Annotated in this window: 32 protein-coding genes; 16 read left to right on the top strand and 16 right to left on the bottom strand. The window is 29.0% G+C overall.

Annotated elements, in window-relative coordinates:
• Positions 1-6: 6 nt before the first annotated feature.
• The 13 genes from Q0984_RS07425 to ehaA are packed head-to-tail and all read right to left on the bottom strand — an operon-like array spanning position 7 to position 5,702.
• A complete protein-coding gene (locus Q0984_RS07425; protein WP_299525867.1) occupies positions 7-399 on the bottom strand; it encodes a DUF1959 family protein in 393 nt (130 codons plus the stop codon).
• Positions 400-411: 12 nt separating this feature from the next.
• Positions 412-711: an energy-converting hydrogenase subunit EhaL family protein gene (locus Q0984_RS07420; protein ID WP_299525865.1), complete on the bottom strand. Its 300-nt coding sequence runs from the start codon at positions 709-711 to the stop codon at positions 412-414.
• A 10-nt stretch (positions 712-721) separates the two neighbouring features.
• Entirely contained in the window at positions 722-979 is a 258-nt protein-coding gene (locus Q0984_RS07415) for a hypothetical protein (protein WP_365907213.1), read from the bottom strand.
• 7 nt (positions 980-986) lie between these two features.
• The gene (locus tag Q0984_RS07410; RefSeq protein ID WP_299525859.1) at positions 987-1,847 is read right to left on the bottom strand and encodes a respiratory chain complex I subunit 1 family protein; all 861 of its coding nucleotides are present in this window, start codon (positions 1,845-1,847) and stop codon (positions 987-989) included.
• A 7-nt stretch (positions 1,848-1,854) separates the two neighbouring features.
• Positions 1,855-2,070 carry a DUF788 domain-containing protein gene (locus tag Q0984_RS07405; protein ID WP_299525856.1) on the bottom strand — a complete coding sequence of 72 codons (216 nt, stop codon included), beginning with the start codon at positions 2,068-2,070 and terminating at the stop codon, positions 1,855-1,857.
• A gap of 7 nt (positions 2,071-2,077) precedes the next feature.
• Positions 2,078-2,749 (bottom strand): hypothetical protein, encoded by a 672-nt coding sequence (locus Q0984_RS07400; protein ID WP_299525853.1) that lies wholly within the window; start codon positions 2,747-2,749, stop codon positions 2,078-2,080.
• Between the two features lie 6 nt (positions 2,750-2,755).
• Positions 2,756-3,451, bottom strand: coding sequence for an EhaG family protein (locus Q0984_RS07395; RefSeq protein ID WP_299525850.1), 696 nt, complete (start codon positions 3,449-3,451; stop codon positions 2,756-2,758).
• The gene (locus tag Q0984_RS07390; protein WP_299525847.1) at positions 3,451-4,044 is read right to left on the bottom strand and encodes an EhaF family protein; all 594 of its coding nucleotides are present in this window, start codon (positions 4,042-4,044) and stop codon (positions 3,451-3,453) included. Before Q0984_RS07390 ends, Q0984_RS07395 begins: the two co-directional genes overlap by 1 nt.
• Positions 4,041-4,301, bottom strand: a complete 261-nt coding sequence (locus tag Q0984_RS07385) for a DUF2107 family protein (RefSeq protein ID WP_299525844.1) — start codon at positions 4,299-4,301, stop codon at positions 4,041-4,043. Before Q0984_RS07385 ends, Q0984_RS07390 begins: the two co-directional genes overlap by 4 nt.
• On the bottom strand, positions 4,294-4,563 hold the full coding sequence (locus Q0984_RS07380; RefSeq protein WP_299525841.1) for an EhaD family protein: 270 nt from the start codon (positions 4,561-4,563) through the stop codon (positions 4,294-4,296). Before Q0984_RS07380 ends, Q0984_RS07385 begins: the two co-directional genes overlap by 8 nt.
• A gap of 8 nt (positions 4,564-4,571) precedes the next feature.
• Positions 4,572-4,823 (bottom strand): DUF2109 family protein, encoded by a 252-nt coding sequence (locus Q0984_RS07375; protein WP_299525838.1) that lies wholly within the window; start codon positions 4,821-4,823, stop codon positions 4,572-4,574.
• Positions 4,824-4,827: 4 nt separating this feature from the next.
• Positions 4,828-5,325 (bottom strand): hypothetical protein, encoded by a 498-nt coding sequence (locus tag Q0984_RS07370; protein ID WP_299525836.1) that lies wholly within the window; start codon positions 5,323-5,325, stop codon positions 4,828-4,830.
• Positions 5,325-5,702: an energy-converting NiFe hydrogenase A subunit EhaA gene (gene ehaA, locus Q0984_RS07365; RefSeq protein WP_299525833.1), complete on the bottom strand. Its 378-nt coding sequence runs from the start codon at positions 5,700-5,702 to the stop codon at positions 5,325-5,327. The genes Q0984_RS07370 and ehaA overlap by 1 nt, the downstream gene beginning before the upstream one ends.
• Before the next feature lie 104 nt (positions 5,703-5,806).
• Between ehaA and Q0984_RS07360 the strand changes: the two genes are divergently transcribed.
• Positions 5,807-6,736: a GDP-mannose 4,6-dehydratase gene (locus Q0984_RS07360; RefSeq protein WP_299525830.1), complete on the top strand. Its 930-nt coding sequence runs from the start codon at positions 5,807-5,809 to the stop codon at positions 6,734-6,736.
• A 12-nt stretch (positions 6,737-6,748) separates the two neighbouring features.
• Here Q0984_RS07360 and Q0984_RS07355 read toward each other — a convergent pair whose 3' ends face one another.
• Positions 6,749-7,123: a hypothetical protein gene (locus tag Q0984_RS07355; protein ID WP_299525827.1), complete on the bottom strand. Its 375-nt coding sequence runs from the start codon at positions 7,121-7,123 to the stop codon at positions 6,749-6,751.
• A 219-nt stretch (positions 7,124-7,342) separates the two neighbouring features.
• On the opposite strand from Q0984_RS07355, the gene Q0984_RS07350 reads away from it, so the two are divergent.
• The 15 genes from Q0984_RS07350 to Q0984_RS07280 all read left to right on the top strand — a co-directional run bounded on the left by Q0984_RS07350 (position 7,343) and on the right by Q0984_RS07280 (position 23,316).
• Positions 7,343-7,903: a helix-turn-helix domain-containing protein gene (locus tag Q0984_RS07350; protein WP_299525824.1), complete on the top strand. Its 561-nt coding sequence runs from the start codon at positions 7,343-7,345 to the stop codon at positions 7,901-7,903.
• Between the two features lie 16 nt (positions 7,904-7,919).
• Positions 7,920-9,590 carry an AMP-binding protein gene (locus Q0984_RS07345; RefSeq protein ID WP_299525821.1) on the top strand — a complete coding sequence of 557 codons (1,671 nt, stop codon included), beginning with the start codon at positions 7,920-7,922 and terminating at the stop codon, positions 9,588-9,590.
• Between the two features lie 9 nt (positions 9,591-9,599).
• Positions 9,600-9,839 (top strand): 4Fe-4S dicluster domain-containing protein, encoded by a 240-nt coding sequence (locus tag Q0984_RS07340; RefSeq protein WP_299525818.1) that lies wholly within the window; start codon positions 9,600-9,602, stop codon positions 9,837-9,839.
• On the top strand, positions 9,832-10,944 hold the full coding sequence (locus Q0984_RS07335) for a 3-methyl-2-oxobutanoate dehydrogenase subunit VorB (RefSeq protein ID WP_299525815.1): 1,113 nt from the start codon (positions 9,832-9,834) through the stop codon (positions 10,942-10,944). Before Q0984_RS07340 ends, Q0984_RS07335 begins: the two co-directional genes overlap by 8 nt.
• Before the next feature lie 12 nt (positions 10,945-10,956).
• Positions 10,957-12,417: a 2-oxoacid:acceptor oxidoreductase family protein gene (locus Q0984_RS07330; protein WP_299525812.1), complete on the top strand. Its 1,461-nt coding sequence runs from the start codon at positions 10,957-10,959 to the stop codon at positions 12,415-12,417.
• 20 nt (positions 12,418-12,437) lie between these two features.
• Positions 12,438-13,748 carry a Glu-tRNA(Gln) amidotransferase subunit GatD gene (gene gatD / locus Q0984_RS07325; RefSeq protein ID WP_299526061.1) on the top strand — a complete coding sequence of 437 codons (1,311 nt, stop codon included), beginning with the start codon at positions 12,438-12,440 and terminating at the stop codon, positions 13,746-13,748.
• A 12-nt stretch (positions 13,749-13,760) separates the two neighbouring features.
• Entirely contained in the window at positions 13,761-15,626 is a 1,866-nt protein-coding gene (gene gatE, locus Q0984_RS07320; RefSeq protein WP_299525809.1) for a Glu-tRNA(Gln) amidotransferase subunit GatE, read from the top strand.
• Between the two features lie 191 nt (positions 15,627-15,817).
• On the top strand, positions 15,818-17,272 hold the full coding sequence (locus tag Q0984_RS07315) for a hypothetical protein (protein ID WP_299525806.1): 1,455 nt from the start codon (positions 15,818-15,820) through the stop codon (positions 17,270-17,272).
• Positions 17,273-17,362: 90 nt separating this feature from the next.
• Positions 17,363-18,277: a thioredoxin-disulfide reductase gene (gene trxB, locus Q0984_RS07310; RefSeq protein WP_299525803.1), complete on the top strand. Its 915-nt coding sequence runs from the start codon at positions 17,363-17,365 to the stop codon at positions 18,275-18,277.
• A 418-nt stretch (positions 18,278-18,695) separates the two neighbouring features.
• Positions 18,696-19,205, top strand: a complete 510-nt coding sequence (locus tag Q0984_RS07305; protein ID WP_299525800.1) for a hypothetical protein — start codon at positions 18,696-18,698, stop codon at positions 19,203-19,205.
• A 107-nt stretch (positions 19,206-19,312) separates the two neighbouring features.
• Positions 19,313-19,885: a GMP synthase subunit A gene (locus Q0984_RS07300; RefSeq protein ID WP_299525797.1), complete on the top strand. Its 573-nt coding sequence runs from the start codon at positions 19,313-19,315 to the stop codon at positions 19,883-19,885.
• Positions 19,878-20,141, top strand: coding sequence for a hypothetical protein (locus Q0984_RS07295; RefSeq protein WP_299525794.1), 264 nt, complete (start codon positions 19,878-19,880; stop codon positions 20,139-20,141). Before Q0984_RS07300 ends, Q0984_RS07295 begins: the two co-directional genes overlap by 8 nt.
• A gap of 19 nt (positions 20,142-20,160) precedes the next feature.
• Positions 20,161-21,087, top strand: a complete 927-nt coding sequence (gene guaA, locus Q0984_RS07290) for a glutamine-hydrolyzing GMP synthase (protein WP_299526058.1) — start codon at positions 20,161-20,163, stop codon at positions 21,085-21,087.
• A 71-nt stretch (positions 21,088-21,158) separates the two neighbouring features.
• Positions 21,159-22,334 carry an Nre family DNA repair protein gene (locus Q0984_RS07285; protein WP_299526055.1) on the top strand — a complete coding sequence of 392 codons (1,176 nt, stop codon included), beginning with the start codon at positions 21,159-21,161 and terminating at the stop codon, positions 22,332-22,334.
• Between the two features lie 7 nt (positions 22,335-22,341).
• Positions 22,342-23,316 (top strand): DegT/DnrJ/EryC1/StrS family aminotransferase, encoded by a 975-nt coding sequence (locus Q0984_RS07280; RefSeq protein ID WP_299525791.1) that lies wholly within the window; start codon positions 22,342-22,344, stop codon positions 23,314-23,316.
• Here Q0984_RS07280 and cgi121 read toward each other — a convergent pair.
• The gene (cgi121, locus tag Q0984_RS07275; RefSeq protein ID WP_299525788.1) at positions 23,300-23,785 is read right to left on the bottom strand and encodes a KEOPS complex subunit Cgi121; all 486 of its coding nucleotides are present in this window, start codon (positions 23,783-23,785) and stop codon (positions 23,300-23,302) included. The genes Q0984_RS07280 and cgi121 overlap by 17 nt on opposite strands.
• Positions 23,786-23,795: 10 nt before the next feature.
• Positions 23,796-25,268 carry a (R)-citramalate synthase gene (locus tag Q0984_RS07270; protein WP_299525785.1) on the bottom strand — a complete coding sequence of 491 codons (1,473 nt, stop codon included), beginning with the start codon at positions 25,266-25,268 and terminating at the stop codon, positions 23,796-23,798.
• Positions 25,269-25,433: the final 165 nt, after the last annotated feature.

The following is a 25,433-nucleotide window of genomic DNA, read 5'->3' as shown; positions in this document are numbered from 1 at the left end:
TCATTATTAATTAATATTTATATTCTTCAATAAATTAAATAAATCATTTCTACCCTTATTTAATGCATCATCATAAGATTTTCCATCAGTAATCTCACAGGCAATCTTATTTTTGATTTCTTCACCTTGATCAACAGATAATAACCCCAAGATATCAACATACCAAGGTAATCTTAAATCAGCATCTATCCTTTCAAGTAAACATCTATAATTAGCAAACTCTAATGTCCCATGCAATGATTCTAAAGATGACATATCCAAGAGATTCATGAATATTTCTTCCAAATCTTCAGTCTCACAATTAAATTCTTTTGAAATAGGAATTATCACATCTTGTTGCCATTTAAAACTTTCAAGGATTCTTTTTTTCATCAAATTAAATTTAACTTCATCATCCATACAATCACAACATTAAATTAAATTGATTAATACATACACAATAACTGCAATAACTAATCCAATTAACGTTTCCAATCTACCATATCCCGGTCGTTCACCCATTACAAAACCTACTAAGAAAAGACCAATAGCTACTAAGATTTGAGAAAATTGACCATTAATTATCATCATCCATCCAATAATTGAAATTACACACATAACCACATTTAAACCATTAACAACAAAAGGTTCACCATGCTGTTTATAACTATACAATAATCCAATTATTGAACCTATAATAAATGTAAATAAATAAATTAAAAATTCTAACATAATATCATTCCTAAATTGGTCTAAATCTTATTATAAATAAACATACAATAATCATGAAAGTTATAATAAATGCTAATTTTTCTAAGTTCTCAACATGATGAGCAAAATGTCCTTTAAGAGTTAATAAAATTAACACCATACAAATAACCATTAAAATAACCATATATCCAATTAAAGTCGTGTGAAGAAATGTAGTTATTAAAGTAAGAATTATTGCACCAAATCCCACTAAAGAAGTTAAATATATTGTAGCTTTATCATTCATCATTTCAACCTCATACAAATATCATTAAAAGTGTTCCAACAAAACAAATTGCCCCAATTGTTATTTGAGTCATGACAGAATGGTTGGGACTTAACATAGGAGTTACAGCATTGATAAAACCTGTAATAAATGTTATAACTATCATTCCCACAACATAATAACCTACAGACAAAGGTCCAAAGAATATTGTTAAAAATACCCAAAGCACCACATACCATGAAACAGACTCGGAAAACATTATAAATCCTTTTAAAAATCCAAAATGTTCTGTTTCAAATCCAGACACCAAATCTTTTCCTTTTGTAATCGCAAATGGAGAATATGGTGATTTAGATACAATTAACATGAAAAACATCAATGCAGCTAATGGAATAGACAAAGCAAGAGGTCCATGAATTCCCTGATATGAAATAATTTGCCCAATATTCATAGAACCTGTTTTTAAATAAACAAGCACAATAGCTGCAAATAATGGAAGTTCAGTAGCTGCAGACAAAACAGCTCTTACACAACTTAATTTACCATAAGGAGATCCTGAACTTGACCCTGAATTATGTTCCACAATTTTATAAACTGCATAAACACCAAACAATATAAGTAATGATCCATGAGTTACAGGAGCTACAATAACACCAACAACCCAAACCATAGCTAAAATAACTACAATACCCACATAAAATGGCATTGCTGCAGTTTTTGGAAATGAAGATTCCTTAAAAAAGAATTTTAAAGAATGCAATAAATGTTGAACAATTGGAGGGCCTGGTCTAAGCTGAATACGTGCCATAATCTTCCTATGCAATCCTAAAAGTAAACTTCCTGCAAGAAATGCAATGATTACATTAATTAAAATATTTGCCATCAAATTCATAATATCCCTAATATCCTGTAAATGGTTCTTTTATTCTTTCTGCTTCATCATCTTTTCTTGGTTTAGCCATTGTTAAAAAACCTAATCCTAAAATCCAAAACGGAATGCATAAAATAGCTATTACATATACAACCCAATCAGATGAATTTGTTAATAAAGCACACAATATTGCCAAAGTAGAAACTACTAATAATATACAACTCACAATTTTTTGAACATTCATACTTCCACTACCATAAAACTAACAATAATATTTCAACTGCCCTAATAATAACAAATAAAGAGCTTAAATGAATAACAACCAAAAATGGAGATCCTGGTGTTCTAAACATTTCTGCCTTACTTGCGAAAAATGGTGCCACACCACATTCCCCTAAAATCCCAAGTAACATCAATAAAGCTCCAAAAATCATCATTGGAGTTGCATGTATTTGATTTAATACAAATAAACTTAAAGTTCCTGTTGAAGCCAATATAATTGCTGCTCCACCAAATAAAGGTAAACTACACATCATAGCTATTAAACCATAATTAAAAGCTGAATTTAAAACACTAACTTGTTTTACAGTAGAAACAATACCAATATTAACAATACCTATCAAAGCCATAAATAAAGTAAAATTAAATAAATCCCCTGTAATCATCGCTCCAGCAGAAGCTAAACCACAAATTATTGACAAAAATCTTCTTTGTTTAAATTCTTTTGGACTTACCTTCACATTAGTGTTTTCAAGTTTCATCATAGAAGCTTCAACTTGTGTTTCAGTTTTACTTATAGCAATTAATAAAGTAAATCCCAACATTACAATAAATAAAAACAAATTAAGAGGAGTAAAATACAATACAATATCCCCAAATGGAATTGTACCTAACAAATTTCCCCCAAGTGTACTAAAATCCATAATTATTTACTCCTTATCCATATCTTCTCTCATAAGCACTCCAATTAAACCAACTTTTGAAGCTACTTTTAATAATAATCCACAAGCTGCTAAAAACAATCCTAACAACCATAATTCAGGCATTATAAAGAATACTGCAAACCCAATAATCCATAAACACCATGCAATTCCTGAAACTCCACCAAGACCTTCCAAAGTAAAAACAGATAAACCTTTTGCCTTTTTAGATATTGCATACAATAATATTCCCCCACCAGCTACTGCTCCACCAGTAAATCCAGTTAAAAAAATACCATAAGCAATTAAAGCCAAAGCCAAGAAATTAGGTGCAGTAGTCATGATTTCCAAATCTAAATTAAAAGGTACTGGGAATAAAGAAGAACTTTTAGATAGATTTTTCTTAGGATTTTGTTCTATAATATGCATTTCTCTTGAAATTAAAATCTCAGAAATAGCTAAAGTCTCAGCTAATTCAACTACCAAACCAGGCAAAATTAAAGACTCTGCCAAATCAGTTCCCACAGCAGAAACGACAAATATCATCGCAAGCCCAATCAAATCTGTGAGAATAAGTATATGGATTTCTTCTCTTTTCATAGCAATAGCTATTGACCCTATAAATCCAATAATTAATCCTGCATAAATTGAAGGCAAATACATTGATAAAAATGTTTGAGGAACAAATTCAGGTAAAACAACCATTAATTATCCCTCCTTAATTGTTTAGCTCTAGCTTTAGCATCATTTATTTTAACTTCATTAGCTACTTTTACAGAATCTCCAATAGCTTTTTTAACATCTTTTTTTATTTTAATTTCATCATTTTTTCTATTCATTGTATAATTAATAGATAACCATGAAGCAATTATAAAAGACATCATCAATATTGAAGATTCCAATATAGTATCAAAACCTCGAGTATAATACAATATTTCATCAATTAAACCACCAGGAGATGAATAAATAGATGTTCCAAAATATGGGGAAATTTGAGAAACCCACACTGCTACAGGAGACATATAACTAGTAATCATACCTATTTTTTCAGCATTTTGAGGGAATTGAGCCATAACAATACCTGGACTTTTTAAAACTTCCCCTCCCCTATCATAAGGTGCTACATGCAAACCTTCATCAATTTGTTCTTGAGGTTCAGGCCTAGGATAAATTTGATTAGGATTTAAATCCATTGGCACAATAAAACCAATTAAAAGAATTATACCTAATGAAAATGCAAAGATTCTCGGAACATTTTTTGGATTAGCTAATTTATTCCATAAATTTCCTATCCTCATACATCAGCCCCCATTTCTTCTAAACGAATAATAGCTCTAAATAAAACAAAAGTGATAACTACAGTTGTTGCAAGTAAAGTTAATAAAGCTAAAATATGATTATAAGTTAATAATACTAAACAAACACCTATAGAAGCTACTTCAGTGTTAAATGTCCTTATAATCGGATCTTTTACTCCCGGACCCCATGCAGTAGCCAAACTACCAATAATAGCTAGAAAAATACCAACATAAAAGAACAAATTGACATCAACCATGTATCTCACCACTATTAACTTTTCTTTGTCTAATTTCTTTAATTTTTACAATAGCCATGATAAATATTAAAGTACATAATGGATCAGATAATGCAACAAACATTGCAACATCCAAGTATTTAAATAAAACAACGACAAGTAAAAAACCTGCATCCATTATAGAAAACATAATTACTTTATCTAATGGTTTTTTTAAGAATATTACTCCAAATGCCCCAATTAACATTAAAACTATTGCAATAATAGATACTAAAAATTCCATTTTACCCCTCAATCTAAAATTATTTCATCATCTAATTTATCTAAACTTGTTGCAATAGCATTTGCACTAATTGTAGAACATATGAAAAATAAAACAGCAACTATGAAAGCAAAAGGTGTTTGAATTGTTAAAGCTATCAAAGCAGGAACACAAAACCCAATTACATTTAAATATAGCAATCTTGAAACTTTATCCTGAGTTATTAAAGCTCTTAATGCTACATATACCACTATTATCCCAATTATTATTTCAACATACATACAATCACTCTTTAGCATGTTTATTAAATTTTTCAGCAATTTTACCAAGAATAATAGAAGCTTTAACTTGATCAATTCCCTGAATAGTTAAAATAGCTATACAAATACCTGCAATAAACATTTCAGGAGTTAATCCTATAAATGAACAGACAAATAATATAACTACCATAGTTAAAGAACCTATAGTTCCTGCATAACCTGGATCAGCACATAACCTATTTCCAATAAATACAAAGAAAGCTGCTAAAATACCTCCAGGAATTCCCAAAATCATGAAACCAATAGAAACTATTAATGTACCTGCAGATGCATCTGGAGAACATAAAACATTTCCTTGGAAAAATCCTCCCGCAATATCACCATTTCTTTTTTTAATTGATTCACCGACAGTTTTGACCCCTTTAACTCCTGGTTGCTGTGGAAGTCCCAAATAAGTATCAATAATAACGAAATTCAACCAACAGATAACAGATGCTATTATAATACCAATTATCTCATTCATTAACTGGCCTCCTCCCCATCATTTTGTAAAGGTTTTGGAAATACTTCATAAAATAAATATTTCACAAATAATGAAGTTACTATACCAATCACTACAGACAACACAATCCCATTGTATATAAATGTATAACCTAAAACAAAGAAAAGTGAAAGAATACCCATAGCTATTATTGGAGTAGGATATAATGCACTTACATCAAAAGAATACATATAGGGTTTATTAGGAAGTAATGGAACTCGTAAAATCAAAGCAAAGATTATTGACACGATAATTGTAATAACATAACTTAATACCACATCAAAACTAGAAATATTAATATTTACAAGCCCATAAACCCCACTATAAACACATGAATGAATAATATTAAGATTAAACATATAATATTCCTCTCTATAATTATTAACTATTACAAATGAAAATATATAAATGTTGTTACTTAAAAATAGCTTATATAGCAATAATAGAATTAATAGTGGTTCAAATGAAAAATAAAAAGATAATAATAACTGGAGGACTTGGTTTCATAGGTTCACACATTGTAGATGAACTTATAGAAGACAATTATATCACCATAATTGATAATATGTCTTCAGGGAAAGTGGAAAACTTAAAAAACCCATATCATGAAAATTTAACTATAATAAAAGAAGATTTAAATACTGTGAATTTAAATGAACTAATCATTGATACAGATTACATTTTTCACCTTGCAGCTATGGCTAATGTGCCATTAAGTGTAAATAATCCCTTAAAATGCCATGAGAATAATGTAAACTCAACTATCAAATTATTAAATGTTGCAAAAGAAGAAAATGTAAAAAAAATAATATTTTCATCATCTTCAGCAGTTTATGGAAACAATACAAACACTCCATTAAAAGAAACTGAGCTAATGAACCCTACATCCCCTTATGCTGCATCTAAAGCAACATGTGAATTATATTTACAGTCATTTAAAGAAAGCTATGGATTAAACTCAATAGCTTTAAGATATTTTAACGTGTTTGGACCTAAACAAGATAAACATTCACAATATGCTGCAGTAATACCAAATTTTATTAATGCAATACTTAACAACAAACAAGCAACAATCTACGGAGACGGACAACAAACAAGAGATTTCATATTTGTAAAAGAAGTTGCAAAAGCAAACATAGCTGCTGCAAAATCAAATTACTGCGGATCAATTAATATAGCAACAGGTAAAGAGATAACAATAAATAAATTATATGAACTAATTGCAAATTCTCTAAATTGTGATTTGAAACCAAAATATCTCGATGAAAGAAAAGGAGATATCAAACATTCAATAGCAAATATTGATAAAATGAGTAAGATTAATTTCAAAATAAATCCACATAACTTTGAAAAACAAATTAACGAAACAGTACAATGGTTTAAAGAAAATTAAAAAATAAGAAAATTAGTGAAAACCACAATGAGAACAGGTTTCACATAATTCTTCTTCTGAAGGTACTGTTTTTCCAGTTTCTTGTAATAAAATAGATAATGCATAATAATCTTCAGATGCATTTTCTTCTCTTAAAACTGGAGAAATTCCTTTAAATATACATTTAATATCACCAGTTCCTCCAATATCTACAGCAGTAGGCTCACCCATTTGAAATCTATTGAAATATTCAAGAACTTCATCTCTTAAAGCTGAAGGTACTCTAAAATTAAATGAAAGCATATTATTTTCTTTCATTTTGAGTCCAACATATTTTTGCTTTATTTCATAATTTAATCCTAATTTTTTTTTAAAAATAACAATATCAGAAATATCTGAAGATGCCATATATATTCCCCCAATTCATTTAACTAAAACATAATTATAATTTTTTTTAGTATATAATAATTATTCTTTAAAAAAATTACCTATATTTTAAAATTTTTAAAATTCATAACGAATTGTCACGATTTTTAATAATATTTATATAACTTAAAAATCATACTTACATCATTATAATAATTATATTTATTATATAATACATTTATTAACAATTATAAATTAAAGGTGTTTACTTTGAACGAATATAATAAAAATATTGGTAATAGAGTAAAAGAATTACGAGAACTCTCCGATATTACAATTCAAGACTTTGCAGATGAATTGGATATTGATGAAAATATGTATAAACAATATGAAAATGGTGAAGTAGACATACCCGCAAGTTTCTTATGTGAAATTGCAAACAAATTTCAAGTTGATTTAGGTTTACTTTTAACCGGTGAAGAAACCAGAATGAACATTTTTGACGTTACACGTGCAAATAATGGAATTTCAGTAGAAAGAAGAAAAGAATACAAATATGAAAATTTATGTACTAAATTTATTGATAAAAAAGCTGAAATATTTATTGTAACTGTAGATCCAAAAGAAGACAGTGTTCCTTCACTAAATAGCCATCCGGGACAAGAATTTAACTATGTTCTTGAAGGCTCTCTAAAATTTTACATCCACAATAATGAAATTAAATTAAACAAAGGAGATTCAATATTCTTTGATTCAAGCCATAGACATGCTATGGCAGCACTTAACGATGAAAAAGCTAAATTTTTAGCAATAATAATGTAACTTTGAGGTTAATAACATGACATCATTAATTAAAGATTATGTGAACAGAGTTGATTTCAACTCTTATGAAGATTTTCACGAAAATTTCAAAATATCTTATCCTGACAATTATAACTTTGGATTTGATGTAATTGACAAATATGCAGAAATAGACCCGGAAAAAGTTGCTTTAATTTGGACAAATGACAACGACGAAAAACATACATTTACTTTTCTAGATGTTAAAAAATACAGTAACCAAATTGCAAACTTCTTTATAAAAAAAGGTATTAAAAAAGGAGACAAAGTAATGCTTACCTTAAAAAATAGGTATGAATTCTGGTTTACCATGATAGCATTACATAAAATTGGAGCAGTAGCTATTCCTGCAACACACATGTTAAAACTTCATGATATTGATTTCAGGATACAAAATGCAAATGTGAAACTTATTGTAACTGTTGAAGAAGATCAATTAATCCCAGATTATGAAGAAGCTCAAAAAGAATTAGGCATAGATTTAGTAAAATGTGTAATTGAAAAAGATATTGATGGTTGGATTAACTTTAATAAAGCTATTAAAGAAGAAAGTGATGTTTTTGAAAGACCAACTGGTGACAAAGCAACAACTGCAGAAGATATTTCTTTAATATATTTCACTTCAGGTACTAGTGGACTTCCTAAAATGGTAGCTCACAAACAAACTTATGGACTTGGACACATACCAACAGCAAAATACTGGCAAAAAGTTGAAGAAGGTGGAGTGCATCATACTGCTGCAGATACTGGATGGGGAAAAGCTGTTTGGGGAAATTTCTATGGCCAATGGATTGCAGGAACTGCACTTTTCATATATGACTATGATAGATTTAACGGTATTAAATTACTTGAAAAAGTTATTGAAAATAAAGTAACAACTTTCTGTGCACCTCCAACAATATATAGATTCTTAATTAAAGAAAACATCCAAGAATATGACTTTTCAAATATCCATCATGTAACAACTGCTGGAGAACCATTACCTCCAGAAGTATCTAAAAGATTCAAAGAAATATCTGGATTAAGAATAAAAGAAGGATTTGGTCAAACTGAAACTGCATTAGTTATTGGAACTTATGATTGGATAGATGCAAAACTAGGTTCAATTGGAAAACCAAGCCCATTATTTGATGTTAAATTATTAAATGAAAATGATGAAGAAGTTGATATTGGGCAAGAAGGAGAAATTTGTATTGATGTATCTCACGGTGTAAGTCCAGGATTATTCAAAGAATATTACAAAAATCCAGAAAAACAAAAAGCACAATGGCACGACGGTTATTACCATTGTGGAGATACTGCTTGGAAAGATGAAGACGGTTATTTCCACTTTATAGGAAGAAATGATGATATAATCAAAAGCTCAGGATATCGTATTGGGCCTTATGAAGTAGAAAGTGCAGTATTATCCCATGAATCTGTAAGTAACTGTGCAATTACAGCATATCCTGATGAAATAAGGGGGCAAATTGTAAAAGCTACAATTATATTACAACCAGGATATGAAGCTTCAGAAGAACTCAAAAAAGAAATTCAAAATCATGTGAAAAAAGTGACTGCACCATATAAATATCCTAGATTAATTGAATTTGTAGATGAAATCCCTGAAACAATAAGTGGAAAAATAAGAAGAGTAGAAATAAGAGATAAAGATAGTAAAATGGAGTAAGATGATAAAATGGCTGATGTATCATATCCAATAATACATGAAGAAGAATGTAAAGGTTGTGGAAGATGTGTTATAGGATGTTCAAAAAATGTTATTGAATTAGGCACTAAACTTAACAAAGCAGGATATCGTTATGCTTGTTATAGTGGTGAAGGTTGTAGTGGATGTAGAGATTGTTTCCTCACATGCCCAGAACCATTAGCTCTTGAAGTTTATGTATATACTAAAAAGGAGGAAGACAATGACTAATCAAATGGTGAAAGGAAATACTGCAGTTATCATTGGAGCAATGTATGCAGGATGCGATTGTTTCTTTGGATATCCAATTACTCCTGCAAGTGAAATACTTCATGAAGCTTCCAAATATTTCCCAATGGTAAACAGGAACTTTGTTCAAGCAGAAAGTGAAGAAGCTTCCATCAACATGATTTATGGAGGTGCTTCAACTGGACATAGAGTTATGACAGCATCTTCAGGACCTGGAATAAGTTTAATGCAAGAAGGATTTACTTATTTAGCTGGAGCAGAATTGCCTGCAGTAATAGTTGATATTATGAGAGCAGGACCTGGACTCGGAAACATAGGTCCTGAGCAAGGAGATTATAATCAAGTAGTTAAAGGTGGAGGACACGGAAACTACAAAAACATAGTTTTAGCTCCAAATAGTGTGCAAGAGATGTGTGATTTAACTATAAAAGCTTTTGAATTAGCTCATAAATATAGAAATCCTGTTGTTGTACTTGCAGATGGTACATTAGGACAAATGGCAGAACCTTTAGAATTCCCACAAGAAGCTATTGAACCTATAATTGATAATTCCTGGGCAGTTCGTGGAAATAAAGACACTATGGAAAATTTAGTTACATCTATTTTCCTTGATTTTGATCAACTAGAAGAATTCAACTATGAAATTCAAGAAAAATATGCTAAAATAGCTAAAGACGAAGTAGAATATGAAAATTATCAACTTGACGATGCAGAAATTGTTTTAGTATCCTATGGAATTAGTAGCAGAGTTGCTAGAAGTGCTGTTGATGTTTCACGTGAAAAAGGATTAAAAGTTGGACTCTTAAGACCTATTACATTATTCCCATTCCCCGAAGAAAAAATTAAAAAACTTGCAGATAAAGGAGTTAGTTTTATTTCAGTAGAAATGAGTAATGGTCAATTATTAGAAGATATTCAATTAGCTGCTTTAAGAAAAGAGAATACATATCTTGTAAATAGAATGGGTGGAAACTTAATTGAACTTAAACAAGTTCTTAAAAAGATTTATGAAATTGTTGGAATTGATGAAGAATTACCTGAGGGCACAGGAGATAAAGAAAAAGCTAGCCCAAATATTATTGATTAAGGATGTGAAAAAATGGATAAAAAAAGTTTAGAGCCAGAAAACTTAGAAGATTATGAATTATCAATACGTAAACGTCCTGAGTCAATTTACCCTTCATTTCCAAGAAAAGGTGAAACAAATCAAACTACAACTCATTACTGTGCAGGATGTGGTCACGGGATTATCCACAAATTAATTGCTGAATGTATGGATGAACTTGGAATACAAGAAAGATGTGTTATGATTTCACCTGTAGGATGTTCAGTATTTGCATATTACTATTTTAATTGTGGTAATGTGCAAACAGCGCATGGAAGAGCACCAGCAGTAGCTACAGGTATTTCAAGAGCTGAAGATAATTCTATTGTAATGAGTTATCAGGGAGATGGTGATTTAGCATCCATTGGTTTAAATGAAACATTACAAGCAGCTAATCGTGGAGAAAAAATAGTTGTATTTTTTGTAAATAACACTGTTTATGGTATGACTGGTGGACAAATGGCTCCAACAACATTAGTTGGAGAAAAAACTGTTACTTGTCAAACGGGTAGAGATCCTGCTTATGCAGGTTACCCAACGCATATGTGTGAATTAATTGATACCTTAAAAGCACCAGTGTTCATTGAAAGAGTTTCATTAGCTACACCTTTAAAAATCAGACTTGCAAAATATGCAATTAAACAAGCTTTAACTATTCAAAAAGAAGGAAAAGGATATGCATTTGTAGAAATTTTATCTCCATGTCCTACTAACTTAAAACAAGATGCACAAGGTGTTCAAGATTTTCTTGAAAATCAAATGGAAAAAGAATTCCCTGTTAAAAACTTTAGAAACGAAGCAAAAGATAGAAATCCTGTAGTAAGGCCAGAAAATGATTTTACAATTGAATCCTTAGATAAAATATTCAATGTAGACAGAACTGAAGATTCTGGATACTGTGAAAACACAGGAATGAAACCATTGACTATTAAAGTAACTGGATTTGGAGGTCAAGGTGTATTAAGTGCTGGACTTACAATAGCTCAAGCAGCATGTAGTGAAGGCAAACATGTTTCATGGTACCCTAGTTATGGACCAGAACAAAGAGGTGGAAGTTCTAATTGTTCCATTGTAATTTCTGATGAAACTATTGGAACACCTGTTGTAGAAGATATTGATATACTTATTGCTTTAAACAAACCATCTTTAGAGAAATTTGCAGATGATGTAAAAGAAGATGGAACAATAATTTATGATTCACGGATTGGTGAATTTGAAGCTAATAAGAATGTTAATATAATCAAAGTTCCTTCAATTGAAATAGCTGAAAAATTTGGAAACACAAGAACTGCAAACACAGCATTAATTGGTGTTTTAATGGAATTACAAAAAACTTTATCTCCAGAATCTTATGAAAATGCTATTAAACATATGTTTGCATCTAAACCAAAAGTTATTGATGTGAATATTGATGTTTTAAAAGCTGGAGCAGAATGGATGAAAGAAAACTCTTAAAATCAAATAAATGTGGTCTCATGACATATAAAAAAATAGCTAAAAAATACTTAGAAACTAATGGAATTACCATAGGAGATACTATTAAAATCAACAAAGAAGATATTTCTTATGAAGGTATTCTTTTAGATAGATCCGAAGATAGTGAAGATGGATATTTAGTTTTAAAATTAGATAGTGGATATAATATTGGTGTAAATATTGAAAATACTGAAGCTAAATTAATCCAAAAAGGAGATAAGCCAAATATTGGTTATGATGCTGAAGAAATAGCTCATGATTCTTCTAAACAAGATATTTCAATAATATCCACTGGAGGAACTGTTTCTTCAATTATTGATTATAGAACTGGAGCAGTTCATCCTAAATTTACTGCTGCAGATTTGATTAAAGCAAATCCTGAATTATTAGATTATGCTAATTACAATGTTAAAGCATTATACAATATATTAAGTGAAAATATGCAACCCAAATATTGGGTTAAAGCTGCTGAAGAAATAGCTAATGAAATATCTCAAGGATATGACGGTATTGTAATAGCTCATGGTACTGATACATTACATTATACTGCAGCTGCATTAAGCTTTATGTTAAAAACACCAGTTCCTATCATAATAACCGGAGCTCAAAGAAGTTCAGACAGACCTTCAAGTGATGCTAATATGAATCTTATAGATTCTGTAATAGCTGCAAAATCAGATGTTGCAGAAGTTAGTGTTTGTATGCATGGAAGTTTAAATGATTCTTATACTTACCTTCATAAAGGAACTAAAGTTCGTAAAATGCATACTAGTCGTAGAGACACATTTAGAAGCATAAACTATGAACCAATAGCTAAAATTGAGAACCACATGATGAATATTAACCCTAATTATAGATATACTAAAAGAAATGAAAATGAATTAGAAGTTAATAGTGCTATTGAAGAAAAAGTAGGACTTATCAAAAGTTTCCCTGGAATTACTGAAGAACTTATTGATTATCATATTGATAAAGGATATAAAGGTCTTGTTATTGAAGGAACTGGACTTGGACATGTTCCAGATAAATTAATTAAACCTTTAGCAAGAGCATATGACGAGAATATTCCTATTGTTATGACATCACAATGTTTATATGGTAGAGTCAATATGAATGTATACTCAACAGGAAGAGAAATTTTAAATGCAGGTGTTATTTCTGGATTAGATATGACTCCTGAAACAGCATATGTGAAATTAAGTTGGGTTCTCGGCCAAAGTAATAATATACAAGAAGTTAAAAAATTGATGAATCAAAATATAGCTGGAGAATTTAATGAAAAGTCTTCAATCAAATATTTCTTGAATTAAGGTTGTGCAAAAATGGATTGGGAAAAATTAGGACTTAAAATGGGACTTGAAATTCATCAGCAATTAAATACAAAACATAAACTATTTTGTCCTTGTAAAACTGAATTAGTTGATGATGAGTATAATGAAATTGTCGAAAGAAATTTGAGACCAACACAAAGTGAACTTGGTGAAATTGATAGAGCTGCTCTTCAAGAATCTTTACGTGGGTTAAACTTTAAATATGAAGCATACAATCATCATACATGTCTTGTAGAAAGTGATGATGAACCACCTCACAGTTTAAATAAAGAAGCTCTTGAAATTTGTATTACAATAGCTGCATTAATGAATATGCATATTGTAGATGAATTTCATACTATGAGAAAACAAGTTATTGATGGAAGTAATACTGGAGGATTCCAGAGAACAGGACTTGCAGCAACAGATGGTTACCTTGATACACCTTATGGTAGAGTAACCATAGAAAGTCTTGGTCTTGAAGAAGATGCTGCTAGAAGAATTGAGACTACTGATGATTATACTGAGTTTAGATTAGATAGGTTAGGAATTCCTCTTGCAGAAATTACAACTGACCCATCTATGCATCATCCTGATCAAGTACGTGAAGTCGCATATATGATTGGTCAAGTTTTAAGAAGTACAAATGTAAAAAGAGGTCTTGGAACAATTAGGCAAGATTTAAACATTTCAATTGAAAAAGGAGCTCGTGTTGAAATTAAAGGTGTTCAAAATCTTGATTTAATGAGTGAAATTGTAGAAAATGAAGTTCAAAGACAACTTGCTTTAATTGAAATAAAAGAAGAGTTAAATAAAAGAAATGCTAAAGTACTTGAAGAAATTCACAATTTAGATGAATTATTCAAAAACACACAATCAAAAATATTATCTTCAGCAGAATCTATTAAAGCAGTAGTTTTAAAAGGATTCAATGGACTTATTGGAAAAGAAGTTCAACCGGGAAGAAGATTTGGTACTGAAATAGCTAGTTATGCTAAAAAACGTGGTGTATCTGGAATATTCCATAGTGATGAATTACCAGCATATGGAATTACCCAAGAAGAAGTGGATGTAGTGCGCGATTATTTAAATCTTGAAAAAGAAGATGCTTTTATTATAGTTGCTCATGATGAAGAAATAGCTATTTCTGCTTTAGAAGAAGTTAAAAGAAGAGCTAATCTTGGATTTGAAGGAGTCGTTGAAGAAACACGTAAATCTCTAGATGATGGAAATACAGAATACATGAGACCACTTCCTACAGCTAATAGGATGTATCTAGAAACAGACATCCCATTATTTAAAATAACTGATGAATTAGTTGAACCTATTAAAAATAATCTACCTGAACTCCCAGATGCTAAAAAAGAAAGAATTATTAAAGAATATAATTTAAGTGAAGATTTAGCTAGCCAATTAGTTAAACGATTAGAAGCAGATGTATTTGAAGAAATATTAACAGATATTAAAGTAGATCCTACTCCCGTTGCATCCCTTCTTGCATATGATTTAAAAGAAATAAAAAGAGATGGGTTTGATATCAGTATTTTAACTACACAACACTTAAAAGATATTTTCCAACTTTTAGCAGATTCTAAAATAGCTAAAGATAGTGTTACAAAATTAACAACCTGTGTAATACAAACACCAGATACTGAAATTGAAGAAATTGCTAAAAATAACAATTTAACATTACTTAGCCAAGAAGATGTTGAAAACATCATTGATGAAATAGTTATGAAAAATGAAGCAATGGTTAAAGAACGTCAAATGGGTGCTATGGGTCCTTTAATGGGAATGAGTATGAAAGAACTCAAAGGAAAAGCGGATGGAAGTATTGTTAATAAATTAGTTAAACAATCTATTCAAAAATTATTATAAAAGAGTTTAACCTCTTTTAATCACTTTCTTTTTTTGAACAAAATATTATTAAAAGATTTTAGATTCATTGCTATTTTTTAATACGATATTAATTATTTTTCAAAACAAGTCAAAAAATTTATATTAACACCTTAGTAAATATTATAACTGGAGGTGAAAATATTAAGAAGTTGTCAATTCTTCTTATATTCTTGCTTTTAGTAATTGCTATTCCTGTAGTTTCTGCTGAAGAAAATACAACTACCATAGATAATTCAATAACTATCGGACCTGATAATTCAATACAGAATGCTGTAAATAATGCAAATGCAAATGATATTATCTACTTAACACTAGGAACTTACTACCAAGAAGGTATTCAAGTTAATAAAAACTTAACATTCCAAGGAAAAGGAAATGCTGAGGACATTATTATAAATGGACAATTTAAAAACAGCATAATAGAAATTAATTCTGTTTCAACTGTTAAATTTTTAAATATCACATTTATAAATGGAAATAGTCCTTCTCATGGTGGAGCAATTCATGGTGAAAAAGGTGGATCAATATACATAACTAATTGTATATTTAAAAATAATAAAGCTGATCAAAACGGAGGAGCTGTTTCTGTAGCAGGAGCCGAACCATATTACAAATATGGGAAAAAAATTATTGAAAAAGGATATCTCAGTATAAATAACTGTCAATTTATAGACAATTATGCAGGGCATGATGGTGGTGCAATAAATACTTACAGAGGAGACACAAACATTTACAATTCCATATTTAGATACAATTATGCATATCGTGATGGAGGTGCTACTCGTACAGGCATTTATTCAACAACAAATGTTGAAGGATGTATATTTGAAAATAATACTGCAAAAGAATGGGGTGGAGCATTATATAATTGGCCAGGAGAATTAACTGTTAAAAATTGTACAATAGCTAATAATACAGCAGGTACAAAAGGTGCAGCTATAATCACTTCAGGACCATTAAAAGTAATTAAATCAATTATTAAAAATAATTATGGTAAATATGGTGCAATATACGTAGATGAAGAAACTCCTGAAATTCCATCTAGAGTAATATTTAGAGACAATATTATAACAGATAATTACATTGAAAATAATGTTATTTTCTATTTTGAAAGGACTACTGCAAAAAATTCTATTATTGATAACAATTATTTTAAAACAAATAATATTTCTGAGATAATTTTAGATAAAAGTGGTTTAATCAAATCACCTACAGGAAAACCATATAATCCTAATCCAACTCCAACTACTCCAAAACATCCTACTAATGAAAATAATACTATAACAAATACAACAAATCCAACTAACGACATGACCAATACTACACAAACAACAGAAAATACACTAACTAATATAATTTCAGAAATAGCTAATGAAATCAATAAATTTACATCAAATGCAAATAAAGTAGTTAGTAATTCTACTGAAAGTAATAATATAAATGTAGGAACAGATATTCCACAAGAACCATCTAAATCAAGTGATTCAAAACAAAGTGTTCATGAACTTCTTGATAATGATGTTTCAAAACAAACACAAAATAATATTATACCTTATATAATCATATTAATTATTGTTTTTGCTGTTTTAATCTTTGGTTATTACAGATATCGTAAAAACGAATAATTAATCTCTTTTTTCTTTTTTAAACAAAATACTGATAAATCCACTACTTTTAAATAATCTCAAATAATATAATAAATTGAGGTTAACCCTATGAAAACATATGATATAATTATAGTTGGAGCAGGACCTGGAGGATTAACTGCAGGAATTTATGCTGGTCGACAAGGAACAAAAACATTAATATTAGATAAAGGATTAGCTGGAGGAATAGGTCGTGAAGTCCCTGAAATGGAAAATTATCCTGGATTTGATATGATTTCTGGATTAGAATTAGTTGAAAAAATAAAAGAACAATGCATAAAATATGTAGAATTACATGAAACAGAAAAAGTAGAAGACATAATAAAATCCACTGATAAATTCATGGTTAAAACAAATAAAGAAACATATTATGGAAAAACTGTGATTTTAGCTACAGGCAGTTCTCATAAACATCTAGGAATTCCTGGAGAAGAAGAATATTTGGGAAAAGGAGTCAGTTACTGTGCAACTTGTGATGGATTATTCTTTAAGGATAAAGATGTCATAATAGTTGGAGGTGGAAATAGTGCATTGCAAGAAGCTCTTTTCTTAGAAAATATAGGATGTAAGGTTACTATTATCCATAGGAGAAATCAATTAAGAGGACAACAATATTTACAAAAAAATATAAAAGAAAAAAACATTAAAATCATTTATAACACAATAGTAGAAAAAATTAAAGGAAAAACTTTCGTAGAATCAGTAATTCTAAAAAATATAGAGACTAATAACTGTATTGAATTAAAAACAAGTGGAGTATTTATTAGTATAGGTTATATTCCACATAATAAATTAGCTAAAAAGCTAAATGTTAAATTAAATGAAAATGGTGAAATAATAACTGATAAACATCAAAAAACAAATGTTAAAAATGTTTATTCAGCAGGAGACATATGTGGTGGTTTAAGACAATGGATTGTAGCATGTGGAGAAGGTGCAATAGCTGCAACTTCAGCATACATAGATATCCAACAATCAGATTAATTAAAAACGTTCTGACAAATATAAATATATGAAAAATGCTATAATCAATACTATAAATAATGGTAATAACCACATAAATATTTTTAATAGTAATACTGCAATTAAAATTGCAATAATAATATAAACTAAATCTTTAAGTTCCATGAGAATGTGATTTATTTAATATAGTATATAAATTTTAAGTATGATGTGATAAATATGGATAAAATGATAATTAATTATCCATGACATTCTTATCTAAATAGAACACGTTCATATTATCTGTAAAATTACAGCACTTCCAAAAATAGAAAAATGTAATTTTAAAGAACACATAATGAACATATTCTAAATCAGTGAAATCATTAAGTGCAAATCTAAAAAAAAAGAAAGACCTATTTAAAAAAAATACTTATATTAATCCATTAAAAATAAAAATATGGAGAATAAAGATAAAATCTTATATGGCATACTTATTGTTGTAATAATAATTGCTGCATTTATAGCTATAACCGTAGAATCAGAACAAAATAAAAATCAAATTGCTGATTTTGGAGCATTTACACTAAGTGTCTCCCATGATTCCAAATTTCAACAAGTTGATGGTGATTATAACTATGTTAATATGTATATAGATTATGAAAATAATATTGAAGTATTATTTTTAAACAGCTCATTTATTGAAGAATGTGTAAAAAACTCAACAGGATATACTATAAATTTTAAAGAAATATGTGTGGATTATTTAGAAGAAAAAAACATGACTAAAATTAATGAAACTTCTAATAATAGCAATATTAAGTTTTATATTGATTACTCAGTGCCAAAAAATAATACTACACAACAAAGTTATGCAGGTATTTACAGCGATGATAATCAAATGATTATTATTGAAGGGCCTGATTTAAATCTTGTAAAAAATATAACACAAAGTATTAAAATTAAATAGGTGCAAAAACCTATACTTCTTTTTTTAAAATATCATACCTAAATTTAGTACAAACATATAATAAATAAAAAAAACTAAAATAATACTATTAAATTAGGGAGCAAAAAATGACAATATTAGTTATTAATAATAAAGGACAATATAATCATAGAATTCAACGTAGCTTACAATATCTTAAAATTCCAACCCAATTAGTTCCAAATACATTAAGTATTGAAGAAATTGAAGCTAAAAACCCTAAAGGATTAATTTTAGGTGGAGGACCTTCTATTGAAGGTGCTGGGAATAGTGAAGAATATATTAAGCATTTTGATATACCTATTTTAGGAATTTGTTTAGGACATCAGTTAATAGCTAAAGCTTATGGTGGACAAATAGATACTTCAAATACTGAAAGCTATGCTAAAGTTGAAATTGATATTATTAATGATGAAAATTTATTTACAGGATTAGCTCCAAAAATGGAAGTTTGGTCATCCCATAAAGATGAAGTTAAAACTATCCCTAATGATTTTGAAATTTTAGCTAATTCCAATTTATGTGATGTTGAATCCTTTAAACATAAGACAAAAGATGTTTATGGAATACAATTCCATCCTGAAGTACATCATACTCCTAAAGGATCAACCATATTCGAAAATTTCTATAAAATTTGTGAAGAAAGGTGTAATAATGATTGATAATGCAGAAGATTTAAAAGAAAAAGCACTTGCAAATAAACCAGGTTTAAAAAGACAATTCGTTAATATCCCGATAGGAGATGAAGAATACGGATTTAAAATTTCTGGAATCGGTGCTAAATCTGTAAAATTAGAAAAATATGTTAAATATGATGAAATAATTGAAGCTGTCAATGATGGAAACAACGAAGGTTTAGAAGCAATAATTAAACAAATCATAGAAGATTACGAAGAAGAAGACAGTGACGAAGAATAAATATTTTATGGTTGAAAAAATGTTAAGTCCAGAAGAATTTATTAAAGATGCTATCCAAAAGATAAAAGATCAAATAGGTGATGAAAAAGCTATTATTGCATTATCTGGAGGAGTTGATAGTTCAGTATGCTCTGTTCTTGTTCAGGAAGCTATCGGAGATAACTTAATAGCAATATTTGTAGACCACGGTCTTTTAAGAGAAGGTGAAGTGGATGAAGTAACTAACACTTTTAAAGATAGATTAAACTTTAATTATGTTGATGCTTCTGAAGAATTCTTAAATGCTCTTGAAGGAGTGGAAGATCCCGAAGAAAAAAGAAAAATTATTGGAAAAGTATTTATTGATGTTTTTGAAAGAGAAGCTGCAAAAACTGATGCAAAATACTTAGTACAAGGTACCATAGCACCTGATTGGATTGAAAGTAAAGGTAATATTAAATCCCATCATAATTTAGCACTTCCTAGTGGTATGGTTCTTGATTTAGTTGAACCAATACGTGATTTATATAAAGATGAAGTTAGAGAAATTGGTTTATTATTAGATTTACCTGAAAAAGTAGTTCATAGACAACCATTCCCAGGTCCAGGACTTGCTGTTAGAGTTATTGGTGCGCTTACACAAGAAAAATTAGACATTTGTAGAAAAGCAAATAAAATAGTAACTGATGAAATAGAAGAAGCAGGTATTGACAAAGATGTATGGCAATATTTTGCAGTATTAACTGATAGTAAAGTTACTGGAGTTAAAGGAGACCAAAGAGACTTTGGTTATTTAGTAGTTTTAAGAATTGTTGATTCAATTGATGCTATGACAGCATATGTTCCAGAATTACCATGGAATGTTATTCAAAAAATATCACAAAGAATAACTTCCGAAATTTCTGAAGTAACACATGTTGCTTTATCTATAAGTGATAAACCACCTAGCACTATCGAATTCGCTTAAAATAATATTAGTACTTAAATGAGAAAAAACATTTATGTACTTCATACCTTTTTTTAAAAAAAATAATTAAAATTGGCAATATGAAAACAACTAAAAATGCATATCTTCAAAAATTAACCAAACAGATACAAATGAAATCTGTTAAAATAGGAAAAAATTTAGAAGGTAGTACTCCCCCCTCTGTTTTTATTGGAAGATGGTCTTATCCAAAAGTTTATGCAGGACCTATGATGGCAAGTGCAGTAGGTGATACTGCAATTATGGATTCTCCAGAATCCTGGATTGGAGAACATAAAAGCCAAAATGATATAATAAATTATAGGATGAATCTTGTACGAGGAAAACAATTAATCAAAATTGATGATTTAAATAATCCTTTTGTTGAAAAATTACAAGATATATCTTTAGCATCAAAATCAATAGATAGTGAAGCTACATTTGGTAAACGTCCAACTGGAGCTTTATTAACTGAAGATAGTACTCCACATGGCCCTAGTGCAGTTATTGAAAAATTTGATATAGATGCTGTTCGTTGGGATAAACAATTAGAAAAAACTTATTATGATACTGATTTAAAAGCTAGTGAAGCTGTTTTAAATTTACATAATAAACATGTTCCATTTACAGCTATGCAAAAAGCATTTTCAGTAGGTGCTTTTGGAACAAAAAACAAAAGAAAATTAGTTCCAACAAGATGGTCAATTACAGCATGTGATACAACTCTAGCGGATCAATTCTTAAAAGAAGTTAGAAAATTCGAAAAAATTGATTCATACAGAGTTTATGAATTTGGAAGTTTAAATAATTATTATATAATCATATTAACACCTACAGAATGGCAATATGAATGGTATGAAGCATTTATTAAATTAATTGGTAAAGAAGAACTTATTTTTTCAGATTATGAAACAAATGGTGGAAAAAAAGAATATTCTCAGGTTGGTGGGTGTTATTATACTGCAAAAATGGCTGTTTTAGATTATTTAGTTAGACAGAAAAAACAATCAGGATTACTCATTTTAAGAGAAGCATATGAAGGATATGTTCCATTAGGTGTATTTAATGTTAGGGAAAATATAAAAGAAGCAATGGAAAAACCTTACAAAGAATTTGAAACATTAAACCATGCATTGATATACTGTGGAACTAAATTAAAAATACCTATTAAAAAATATGTAAAACAAGGAACACTTTTAAATGAAATGCTTCACACTAAACAAACTACACTAGATCAATATTTTAAATAGTGATAACATGGAATTTAAATTCAAAGAACCTCACAAAGAAACTAGATGTATAATGGCAAAAGTAGCTGCTGGAGAAAATCCCTATTTAACTGATACAAATAATAGTTTTGAAAAAAACTGCCAAAAAAAAATAAAAAAACTTACAAATCATAAATACAGTAAAATAACAAACAGTGGAAATAATAGTATTTTCATAGCACTATCATCTATAAAAGGATCAATAATCATACCTGATCAAGGAGGATGGCATGGCTTTAAACAAATTGCAAAATTTTTAAATAAAGAAATTATAACCTTAAAAACTGATTTAGGACTTATTAATACAGATTATTTAGAAAACATAGATATTCCTAAAGATTCTGCTTTAATTTATACTAGTTTTGCAGCTTATACAGCTGAACAAGATACTGCATCTATTTCAAAATTTTGTAAAGACAATGAAATTACAACCATTGAAGATGCATCTGCAGGAATTGGAGATAATGAAAAAAAATTAGGGAATGGTAACTTATCCGACATTATAATTGCATCTACAGGATCTCCAAAAATAATAAATGTTGAAAATGGTGGATTTATTAGTACCAATAATCCGGAAGTTTTTGAAAATACTAAAATACCTCAAAAATTAAGCAAAGTTGATGAAATTACATGTAGTGGTATAGATAAGGAACTTGATTTTGTAAAAAATAATTTAAAGGAAACAATAAATGCAACAACAACTCTAAAAAAACATATAAATACCACGTTTCATACCTTTAAAAGAGGCGTTAATGTAATTATTCCACATGAAAAACCTAAAGATATAATGTGGAAATTAAAAAAAGAATTACCAATAAATCACCATAATTTCATTACAAAATGTCCAAATTACAACAGACTAAAAGAAAAAGGAATTGTAATTGAAGTTAAAAATTTAAATTATGAAAGCTTGAAAAAAGAAAATCTTGATAAAATAATTGAAGTTATCAATAATCAACTATAAGTTTAGTTATTCTATCAATTATTATGTTTTCTATATTACTATTTTCTAATTCTTTTTTATTAATACCATATATCTTCATTAATTTTGATTTATCAGCTATTAAAACATCATCATCCCTATCAAACATAGAATTTAAATCATCATATCTATCATTAGAACAATTTATTAAGATAGCACATAAATTCATTTTTCCTTCTTTAAGACCAAGAATTTTAAAAGCTTTAGAAATTTGTCTTTGAGCAGAACATCTTAAACAAATCTCAACACTTAAATCATTAGCCAAATTTTCTTCTCGATTAAATGCTAAAATTGCCTGATTAACACCATGTTTAACATGTTTTAAACCAGCTATTGAATCAGCATCCAATAATTGAATAACTTCCCCATCATTTCTAAAATTATTAATTTTAGCTAATGTTTGATCCACTGAAAGAATATTTCCTTTAAATCCCAATATTTTAATTTCCATGAAAACACCATTAATCAGAAAGTAATCTATTAACTCCAGAAATATAAGCTTTTACACTAGCATTAATAATATCTGGTTCTGTTCCTCTTGCAGATATAATTTTATCACCTTTTTGAAGTTTAATAATTACATCAATAAGAGCATCAGTACCTCCAGTAATCGCATCTACATGATACTCAATAAAATCAATATCTTCAAAAATATCCAAAGATTTAACAGCATTAATTGCCGCATCAACAGGACCAATACCCACACCAGCATTTAAAATTTCTTCACCATCAATAGTTAATTTTACAGATGCAGTAGGCATGACTTTATTACCAGACACAATAGTAACTTCATTTAATTTAATTCTATCTTTATGATTAATTTCTAAAATATTATCAGCTATTGCCTGTAAATCAACATCAGTAACAGTTTTACCTTTATCTGCAAGAATCTTAATATTATCACAAATTTTTTGAAGTTGTTTTTTATTAACAAAAACACCCAATTCTTTTAGCCTTGCATCTAAACCATGAGTCCCCATATGCTTACCAATGACAAATTTACGTTTACGACCAACAAGTTCTGGAGTCATAGGTTCATAAGTTGCCGCATTTTTAATAATACCATCAGAATGAATTCCAGATTCATGAGCAAAAGCATTTTCACCAACAATAGCTTTATTAGGTTGAATATAAACTCCAGTTAATCTCGCTACTAATTTAGAAATAGTATAAATTTCATGAATTTTGATATTAGTTGAAAATTGTGGAAGCAATTTATAAATCCCCACAACACATTCTTCAAAAGAAGTATTTCCTGCTCTTTCACCAATACCATTTATAGTAGAATGAAATTCAGATGCACCTCCTTTTAAAGCAGCAAGAGTATTAGCTACTGCCAAACCAAAATCATTATGACAATGACAACTAATTGGAACATCAATACATTTCTTTAATTGTTTAAATATATCAAATGAAGAATCAGGAGTTAAGACACCAACAGTATCACATAAGCAAACCCTATCAGCACCATGATTAACAGCATTATTATAGACTGTTTTTAAAAAGTCGATATCTGTCCTAGATGCATCTTCTGCAGATAATTCAACAATTAAACCATGATCTTTACAATAATCAACAGCAGCGTTAGACATGTCCAATAATTCTTCTTTAGTAATTTTTAACTTATCAAAAATATGTAAATCTGATGTAGGAACAACTAAATTAACTGCATCAACATCACATTCTAAACAATAATCAATATCCCTTTCAATAGGTCTAGCAAAACTAAGAATTTCCGCATTAAAACCCTGTTGAGTAATATTTTTAATAGATTCTCTTTCACCAGAAGAAGTAATTGCAGAACCAGCTTCAATGAAATTAACTCCAATTTCATCAAGTTTATTTGCAATTCTTAATTTTTCCAAAGAAGTTAAAGAAACACCAGGAGTTTGTTCTCCATCACGTAAAGTAGTGTCTAATATTTTAATATTCATAAAATCACCGAATTTAAAATAATAACATGAAAAAAAACACAAATAAAAATAAAACAATAATAAAATAAGTAAGTAATGTAATAGAAAAAGGCTTGCAGCGAAATGAAATTCCCATAGAAATACCATAGTACACAAACAAAACACAAAAGGACTTCACTACTGGGA

It is taken from the genome of uncultured Methanobrevibacter sp., from assembly GCF_934746965.1.
GTDB lineage: Archaea > Methanobacteriota > Methanobacteria > Methanobacteriales > Methanobacteriaceae > Methanocatella.
This window is presented reverse-complemented; position numbering and strand designations above follow the sequence as displayed.

Bases quoted from the DNA above. Each gene is read 5' to 3' on its own strand.
- Q0984_RS07355 (WP_299525827.1), bottom strand. From the start codon at position 7,123: ATGGCATCTTCAGATATTTCTGATATTGTTATTTTTAAAAAAAAATTA.
- Q0984_RS07335 (WP_299525815.1), top strand. From the start codon at position 9,832: ATGACTAATCAAATGGTGAAAGGAAATACTGCAGTTATCATTGGAGCA.
- gatE (WP_299525809.1), top strand. From the start codon at position 13,761: ATGGATTGGGAAAAATTAGGACTTAAAATGGGACTTGAAATTCATCAG.
- Q0984_RS07425 (WP_299525867.1), bottom strand. From the start codon at position 399: ATGGATGATGAAGTTAAATTTAATTTGATGAAAAAAAGAATCCTTGAA.
- guaA (WP_299526058.1), top strand. From the start codon at position 20,161: ATGTTAAGTCCAGAAGAATTTATTAAAGATGCTATCCAAAAGATAAAA.
- Q0984_RS07345 (WP_299525821.1), top strand. From the start codon at position 7,920: ATGACATCATTAATTAAAGATTATGTGAACAGAGTTGATTTCAACTCT.
- Q0984_RS07420 (WP_299525865.1), bottom strand. From the start codon at position 711: ATGTTAGAATTTTTAATTTATTTATTTACATTTATTATAGGTTCAATA.
- Q0984_RS07360 (WP_299525830.1), top strand. From the start codon at position 5,807: ATGAAAAATAAAAAGATAATAATAACTGGAGGACTTGGTTTCATAGGT.
- Q0984_RS07380 (WP_299525841.1), bottom strand. From the start codon at position 4,563: ATGGAATTTTTAGTATCTATTATTGCAATAGTTTTAATGTTAATTGGG.
- gatD (WP_299526061.1), top strand. From the start codon at position 12,438: ATGACATATAAAAAAATAGCTAAAAAATACTTAGAAACTAATGGAATT.
- Q0984_RS07300 (WP_299525797.1), top strand. From the start codon at position 19,313: ATGACAATATTAGTTATTAATAATAAAGGACAATATAATCATAGAATT.
- Q0984_RS07395 (WP_299525850.1), bottom strand. From the start codon at position 3,451: ATGGTTGTTTTACCTGAATTTGTTCCTCAAACATTTTTATCAATGTAT.
- trxB (WP_299525803.1), top strand. From the start codon at position 17,363: ATGAAAACATATGATATAATTATAGTTGGAGCAGGACCTGGAGGATTA.
- ehaA (WP_299525833.1), bottom strand. From the start codon at position 5,702: ATGTTTAATCTTAATATTATTCATTCATGTGTTTATAGTGGGGTTTAT.
- Q0984_RS07385 (WP_299525844.1), bottom strand. From the start codon at position 4,301: ATGGTTGATGTCAATTTGTTCTTTTATGTTGGTATTTTTCTAGCTATT.
- Q0984_RS07400 (WP_299525853.1), bottom strand. From the start codon at position 2,749: ATGGATTTTAGTACACTTGGGGGAAATTTGTTAGGTACAATTCCATTT.
- Q0984_RS07340 (WP_299525818.1), top strand. From the start codon at position 9,600: ATGGCTGATGTATCATATCCAATAATACATGAAGAAGAATGTAAAGGT.
- Q0984_RS07305 (WP_299525800.1), top strand. From the start codon at position 18,696: ATGGAGAATAAAGATAAAATCTTATATGGCATACTTATTGTTGTAATA.
- Q0984_RS07330 (WP_299525812.1), top strand. From the start codon at position 10,957: ATGGATAAAAAAAGTTTAGAGCCAGAAAACTTAGAAGATTATGAATTA.
- Q0984_RS07370 (WP_299525836.1), bottom strand. From the start codon at position 5,325: ATGAATGAGATAATTGGTATTATAATAGCATCTGTTATCTGTTGGTTG.
- Q0984_RS07390 (WP_299525847.1), bottom strand. From the start codon at position 4,044: ATGAGGATAGGAAATTTATGGAATAAATTAGCTAATCCAAAAAATGTT.
- Q0984_RS07270 (WP_299525785.1), bottom strand. From the start codon at position 25,268: ATGAATATTAAAATATTAGACACTACTTTACGTGATGGAGAACAAACT.
- Q0984_RS07405 (WP_299525856.1), bottom strand. From the start codon at position 2,070: ATGAATGTTCAAAAAATTGTGAGTTGTATATTATTAGTAGTTTCTACT.
- Q0984_RS07295 (WP_299525794.1), top strand. From the start codon at position 19,878: ATGATTGATAATGCAGAAGATTTAAAAGAAAAAGCACTTGCAAATAAA.
- Q0984_RS07280 (WP_299525791.1), top strand. From the start codon at position 22,342: ATGGAATTTAAATTCAAAGAACCTCACAAAGAAACTAGATGTATAATG.
- Q0984_RS07410 (WP_299525859.1), bottom strand. From the start codon at position 1,847: ATGAATTTGATGGCAAATATTTTAATTAATGTAATCATTGCATTTCTT.
- Q0984_RS07415 (WP_365907213.1), bottom strand. From the start codon at position 979: ATGATGAATGATAAAGCTACAATATATTTAACTTCTTTAGTGGGATTT.
- Q0984_RS07375 (WP_299525838.1), bottom strand. From the start codon at position 4,823: ATGTATGTTGAAATAATAATTGGGATAATAGTGGTATATGTAGCATTA.
- cgi121 (WP_299525788.1), bottom strand. From the start codon at position 23,785: ATGGAAATTAAAATATTGGGATTTAAAGGAAATATTCTTTCAGTGGAT.